Here is a 5,414-nt window from a genome sequence, read left to right as displayed (position 1 = left end):
ACATCGAGCGAGGCCGGATCGATGTTGAGGCCGGCGCCAGGCTGAACGATATTCGCGACAATCAGCCCGACAAGGAGTGCTAGCGTCGAGAAGGTAAGGAAATAAACCATCGCCTTGGCGGCAACTCGGCCGACCTTCTGCAGATCGCTCATGCCGGCAATGCCGGTCGCCATTGTCAGGAAGATGACAGGTACGGTGATTATCTTGACGACATCGACGAAGGCATCGCAGAGCGGCTTCAGGCTGTGGCCGGTCTCCAAATGGAAATAGCCGATTGCGGCACCCAGGATTATGGCGGCAAGTACCTGCACGTAGGTCCGGGCAAAATGGCGCTTGCGGGGCGCTAAGATCGCGCGGGGAACTCTTGGAACCAACACCGTCTCTCTCCTTGACCGGATCGGGGTGGGGCTCCTCCCTCTCCCATGCAGTGCTCCGGTCGAACGCTGCGCCCACTTCGGCGCAAACGATGTGCCAAATAGCAAGAGGGGAAAACGCGCAGGACCTCACGCAATGCTTGCGATTCGCTCTCCCACACTCGTGCAGTGGTTGCCTGTCGCAACTATGGAAGGGTCGATTCTGGGAACTCCAAAGGCCGCTCTTTGCGTCGACGCAGCTTGGCTGCCTGGAAGGTTCCCTCTTTGCCTTGCGGTCTGCGAGCTGGGTCCAGATGGTCATCATTTGGCTGCGCGCTGCACGGGGCTCGAAAGATTCAATCGAGGACGGGTCCTCTTGGAAAACGGGGGCAGCGTTGGTCAAGCCCTTCCACCCTGCTGTCCCAATGGTGTTCAGAAGCTCAGTTCACGATCAAGCGATGGATCAGCGTCATCTGGCGTTTGCGCCATCGCGGCGGCGTTGCAACGGGTCTGCCAAAGATGAGCAGGCCGCGAGGCAGGGTCCGAGACCTAGACTCCAACCTCATAGCGCGCTCGGCTCGCGTTCGGAAGGTTCGAACCGCAGCACGATCAGGTGGCGACACCGTTGGTCGGAACCGGAACCCGACGAATGATCGTTCGTGACCGACATCTGTGAACAAGCAGTATGTGTCATTGCAATCACCACCCGTTGCGCGGAAATGCCCATATGGCCGTGAATGAACTGGATTTGGTGATTTTCCAGATGGCGGTGGAAAGCGTCCGCTTGCTCTCTTCAAGCTTTGATGAGAAGGCGGCTGAGATAGCCACGAGGAGCCGTGGTAGCCTTCTTTTTGACGTGCGGGTGGACGGTGACCTGGAGGTCCAGCGAGTCGCAGCCATTGGATATCCAGGCGACAAGATCGGTGTGGTGGCATTGGACCGAGAGGGCCTTGTTAGCTGTTGTTGCCTTGTCAATGGCACCTTCTCACCTTTCATTGCACCGTTGGAGAACTGGACCAGCATGCCCCTTTCGATGCAGGCCCAGATCGATGTCACAGGCTATGCGAGGCTCCTTCTGGCCGCCTTGCGAAATGCTGGACATATGCTGGACAGGTAGCATCGCGATGATGTCTGTGATGAGATGGTGCAAACGGCTGGATGAGGCGATCGCTTGCTGGCAGCTTTGGCAACAAAGCGATCGGTGAGTTCGCAATGCTGGAACACGTCCTTTAGACTCTGCAGTTAAGTTAGCGGACTACCATCTGACGAATGCCCTCTGACAGTCTGCATGGCGCGGCATGCCCTCTTAGGAATGCAGCCGTGGTTCTACACCATCGGCTGTTTTTGTGTCGAAGGCGACGGGCACGCCATGAACGAAGGAAGCGGCCGCCAACAGTTCCTCCAACTCGCGGTCGGTGGCCTTGCATGCCGGCATTAGTGTTCGGATGGCGCGGATCGCCTGCGCCATGGAGAGAAAGCGGACCCTTCCCCTGGAAAGGACATAGGCTTCTGCGGCTTTTTCGACGGTGACGGTGTGAAACGAATTGGTCATGACGAATTCCTCCCTGAACCCTGACCAACCCGACTTATGGCACGAATTCGACCGCCTTCAAGCCTATGTCCGATTGCGGACAATCGCTGCGATTCGTTCAAAACCGCTGATGCTTTTGGGCGACCTGGTGAGGGGCAAGGAGACGTCGGCTGAACCCGTTTCAACCGACATGCTTCAGGCAGCGGCCAGGCCGAAATAACGCTGCTCCTCCTTGTCATAAGCGCCATGTGTGAGCTTTATCAATCCGGCACGGTCGATGATCGTGATCTCGCCGCGCTTGGCGTGCACCAGTCCTCGATACTCAAGCATTTGCAGGGCCGTGGTGACCCCGGGCGGTGGGCGCGAGCATGGTCGCCAGAAATTCATGCGTCGGGAGGATCTTATCTCCTTCCGCACGGTCGTGGACCATCAGCTGCCAGCGGGCCAGCCGTTCTTCGACCTTGGAGTGGCCATTGACCAGTGCCGTCCGGCATGATTGGACGAGGAACGCGTGGGCATAGTCCAGCACTGAGGTGCGAAGCGACGGGCTAATCGCAGGGCGAAGGTTTTCAACCGGCAGGCGCCAGGTAGTGCTTTCCTTTCCGAGAATGACGGCAATTCCTTTCATCCCGTCATAGCCGACAATGCCGACTTCACCTTGCCGCCCGCCGGTCATGGTGGCGACCACCGACGCGATGCCCCTCTCGGGAAAATATACGTTCTTGATCGGCTGATGCGCGACCTCCAACTTGTCCTTGATGCCCGGTTCGACGTGATGCAGCGATGGTCGCAAAAGCGCGAAGTCCTGCGGGGTGAGGGCTTCAGCACCTGGTCGCGAAAGAGGGATCGGGCAAGGCTCTCTTCCAACGGGGCAAGAGCGCGTACGTCTTACTGTCGGCTGCACCGAAGTAAATGCCGGCCGATGCCAAAGCATAGGCTTCGAAACGCGCGATTGCAAAGCCCTGTCGGGGCAGTGCAGTCATGCTAGAAGTCGCGCCGCCTACGATAGGCAGCGGATGACATGATTCCCTTCTGCGGCGGCCACCAAGAACGGCTCGGGCACGCTTTAATCGTTCATACACAAGCTCGCAGGAATGTAAGCAGCGGAACAGTCGGGTGATTCGTACCGCCCTGCCCTTTCAGAGATCAAGTCATTGGACGTCAATTCGGCTGGAACGCCTCGTCGAACGGCCCAGGAAAATGCAGCCGGATGAGCAATGGTGGTTCACCTTATGTGCGGTCCCGGATATGCGGTCCGGCGGCTCATCTCCCAATGGCTTGTCGATGGGGAAGTGGAACTCGTCATGTCGCCGCGAACCGTCACCGCGCTAGCGGGGCTCTTTTGAAGACGCCGGTGTTTTTCTTTGTGGAACTGAATCTGTGAGGTGATTGATGCATGAATCAAACATTTGCGTATTTCCGCTGCATCGGCGACGTATATTGGTCGAAAGTATCGCCCAGGCCCTCGAGACCAAGAACGGCGAGGCGGCGAGCGCGTTCTGGCGCTGTGCCGCCAAGAAAATGCTCATTCAATTGTCCGATGTAGGAATTGCGCCAGAGCTCGCTGCGCAGGAGGTTGGAAGCCTTCTTCATGCGGTCTTGGACGACATGGCCAACCGAACGGTAATGCACAAAGCATAGGCTCGGGCGCTGTTGGACCGCGCGTCAGCTCGGGTCCTTATCGGGGGACTGCTCCGACTGGCCGACGGTCCGGCCAAACCGGCATACCGGCAAAGCTTTGAGGTTGCGATCGCTCACGGCGGCCGGTCCAATATTCTAAGACGACCTCAGAAGCCACGTTGGCTTCTTTGGACGAAGCGGAGGGGCGCCATTTTGGCGTGCTCACGCTGGACTGCGGGTTGCGCCTACGGAAATCCAAAGTCCGGCCGCGCGAGCCAATCGACCGGAACAGTCGAAAGCTCGTGGGGCGGGTCCGCTCACCCTCACGGCGGCGGTGGCGGCCGTGAGCAGACTTAACTCAAGTCACGGCTGAGCATCCGCAGGCGCTATGCCGATTGGATGAGAACTGGTTGCCACAACACCGGCCCGTTGAGGCGTCCCCTCCAGCGGATGCGCAAGAGACTGGCGTAGGAAATATCGAGGAAGCCGGCGACTGCCTCGGTGTTGCCGACCTGCTTGGGCTGTCCGATACGTGACAACGGCCAGGTCGCGAGACGAAGGATCCTTTCGATGCGCGTATCTGTCACCGTTACGATCCCGGAGAGATTGTTGGCCAAGCCGAATTCGATGATCCCCGCGAAGAGCTCGTAGGTTGCTTGGGCCAGGCCGCCAGCTGCCTTCGGCGCTGTCGCAGGGAGATCGAGCGCGAAACGACTACTCTCCCAGATATCGGCACTCGCAGGGACCACCATCTCATCCAGCAGCGTCGGAAACGTATCGCGCAACATTGTCGGTCCGGTGGTCGGCAAAAGGCGGACGCAGCCGCAAGTTCGCCAATCGGACCCCTTGAGAAGCAGGTAGACGGGGTTCAGGCTGTCAAACGAGTCCGTTTCCATTTCGCCTTCGGTCTGCACTTCCCAATCGAGCCGCTTCTTGAAAACCCGATACCTAAGTCCGTGCATTTCCTTGAGTTCGCTCGCAAACTCGGCGTAGCAGTCGGGTGTTATCAGCTGCATCATTGTCGTCTCCGTGCGGGATGTGTCCACGCAATCGAAGGGCAAAGCCGTCATGAATGCAGCCTGTAGACCTTTACAGCTAGACTTGGAGAGGATCAGGATCTCGCCCGAGCAGCCATCCGCACTACGGCCTGGTTGATGGTTCGCACGCCAAGCTTCGCCTTGGCGTTTTCCTGATGGAAGGTCACGGTGCGTTTCGAGACACCGAGAATCTGGCTGATATCCCAGGCCGACTTGCCGCACGCCGCCCATTTCAGGCACTCGAACTCCCGCCGGGTGAGCATTATGCCATCTACCACGCAATCTTCGGCGAGCCTGCGCCGGGCATGGATATGAACGTTGATCGCAACCAGTTGCATTGCTTTTTCGTAGCGCGTCAGCGACCTCAGAAATGGCGGATGCGCCTCGTTGGAGGCGAAGGTCAGTGCGGCGAACCGGCCGCGATGATCATGCATCGACATGGTCAGTCCGCCGCGAATGCCGAACTCAGCTGCTTTTTCCAGGACTTCCTGCTGAGAGGTCGGCAAATAACGGTGATCGCGGTCCACACCCCAGTCGAAGGTATCCCAGCCCCGCAGTCCCCGCAGGATCACGGGATCCACGCTGTGGTAGCGCTGTTGCAGGTAATGTGATGTCCATGATGATGGATAATTCGAGATCAATCGCGGCCTGTCGCCGGAAGCGGATGGGTAGGTGAAATAAGCGAAGAGCGGAAAGTCGAACCCGGCTGCGGCGGACGCCATTGCCTCATGGAGATCGACGGCATCGACGCTTGCAGAGAGTTGCTCGACCAAGGTTTCAAATACGCGATGCATCTGCGCTTAGCGTACCTCGCGGAGGTTGCTGGAAGCCGACGGAGACGTGGTTCTAAATGATGGCCTGTCCCTGCAGGGC

The 5,414-nt window shown here is 58.6% G+C and carries 8 protein-coding genes; 2 read left to right on the top strand and 6 right to left on the bottom strand.

What is annotated here, in order from left to right; genetic code table 11:
- On the bottom strand, positions 1 to 374 hold a 374-nt coding region (locus tag ENZ75_RS19440), incomplete at its 3' end, for a cation:dicarboxylase symporter family transporter (RefSeq protein WP_245481178.1).
- Between the two features lie 706 nt (positions 375 to 1,080).
- Here ENZ75_RS19440 and ENZ75_RS19435 point away from each other — a divergent pair.
- A complete protein-coding gene (locus ENZ75_RS19435; protein ID WP_024505560.1) occupies positions 1,081 to 1,470 on the top strand; it encodes a hypothetical protein in 390 nt (129 codons plus the stop codon).
- A 189-nt stretch (positions 1,471 to 1,659) separates the two neighbouring features.
- Here the strand turns inward: ENZ75_RS19435 and ENZ75_RS19430 are convergent, their stop codons facing one another.
- The 3 genes from ENZ75_RS19430 to ENZ75_RS19425 all read right to left on the bottom strand — a co-directional run bounded on the left by ENZ75_RS19430 (position 1,660) and on the right by ENZ75_RS19425 (position 2,677).
- On the bottom strand, positions 1,660 to 1,905 hold the full coding sequence (locus tag ENZ75_RS19430) for a hypothetical protein (RefSeq protein WP_063169243.1): 246 nt from the start codon (positions 1,903 to 1,905) through the stop codon (positions 1,660 to 1,662).
- 174 nt (positions 1,906 to 2,079) lie between these two features.
- On the bottom strand, positions 2,080 to 2,214 hold the full coding sequence (locus tag ENZ75_RS35620) for a hypothetical protein (RefSeq protein WP_256754986.1): 135 nt from the start codon (positions 2,212 to 2,214) through the stop codon (positions 2,080 to 2,082).
- Positions 2,207 to 2,677, bottom strand: coding sequence for a hypothetical protein (locus ENZ75_RS19425; protein ID WP_224570941.1), 471 nt, complete (start codon positions 2,675 to 2,677; stop codon positions 2,207 to 2,209). The genes ENZ75_RS35620 and ENZ75_RS19425 overlap by 8 nt, the downstream gene beginning before the upstream one ends.
- A 599-nt stretch (positions 2,678 to 3,276) precedes the next feature.
- Between ENZ75_RS19425 and ENZ75_RS35175 the strand changes: the two genes are divergently transcribed.
- A complete protein-coding gene (locus ENZ75_RS35175; protein WP_063169245.1) occupies positions 3,277 to 3,525 on the top strand; it encodes a DUF6074 family protein in 249 nt (82 codons plus the stop codon).
- A gap of 365 nt (positions 3,526 to 3,890) precedes the next feature.
- Here the strand turns inward: ENZ75_RS35175 and ENZ75_RS19415 are convergent, their stop codons facing one another.
- The gene (locus ENZ75_RS19415; protein ID WP_063169246.1) at positions 3,891 to 4,523 is read right to left on the bottom strand and encodes an acyl-homoserine-lactone synthase; all 633 of its coding nucleotides are present in this window, start codon (positions 4,521 to 4,523) and stop codon (positions 3,891 to 3,893) included.
- 92 nt (positions 4,524 to 4,615) lie between these two features.
- Positions 4,616 to 5,335, bottom strand: a complete 720-nt coding sequence (locus ENZ75_RS19410) for a LuxR family transcriptional regulator (protein ID WP_063169247.1) — start codon at positions 5,333 to 5,335, stop codon at positions 4,616 to 4,618.
- Between the last annotated feature and the right edge of the window lie 79 nt (positions 5,336 to 5,414).

Origin of the sequence: Mesorhizobium sp. M7A.F.Ca.CA.002.04.1.1, from assembly GCF_004022805.1 — a bacterium.
Taxonomy (GTDB): domain Bacteria; phylum Pseudomonadota; class Alphaproteobacteria; order Rhizobiales; family Rhizobiaceae; genus Mesorhizobium; species Mesorhizobium ciceri.
The sequence above is the reverse complement of the archived record's forward strand: the minus strand, read 5'-3'. Positions and strand labels throughout refer to the sequence as shown.

Excerpts from the sequence above, each read along its gene's own strand:
- ENZ75_RS19410 (WP_063169247.1), bottom strand. The coding sequence starts at position 5,335 with ATGCATCGCGTATTTGAAACCTTGGTCGAGCAACTCTCTGCAAGCGTC.
- ENZ75_RS19435 (WP_024505560.1), top strand. The coding sequence starts at position 1,081 with ATGGCCGTGAATGAACTGGATTTGGTGATTTTCCAGATGGCGGTGGAA.
- ENZ75_RS35175 (WP_063169245.1), top strand. The coding sequence starts at position 3,277 with ATGCATGAATCAAACATTTGCGTATTTCCGCTGCATCGGCGACGTATA.
- ENZ75_RS19415 (WP_063169246.1), bottom strand. The coding sequence starts at position 4,523 with ATGATGCAGCTGATAACACCCGACTGCTACGCCGAGTTTGCGAGCGAA.
- ENZ75_RS19430 (WP_063169243.1), bottom strand. The coding sequence starts at position 1,905 with ATGACCAATTCGTTTCACACCGTCACCGTCGAAAAAGCCGCAGAAGCC.
- ENZ75_RS35620 (WP_256754986.1), bottom strand. The coding sequence starts at position 2,214 with ATGCTTGAGTATCGAGGACTGGTGCACGCCAAGCGCGGCGAGATCACG.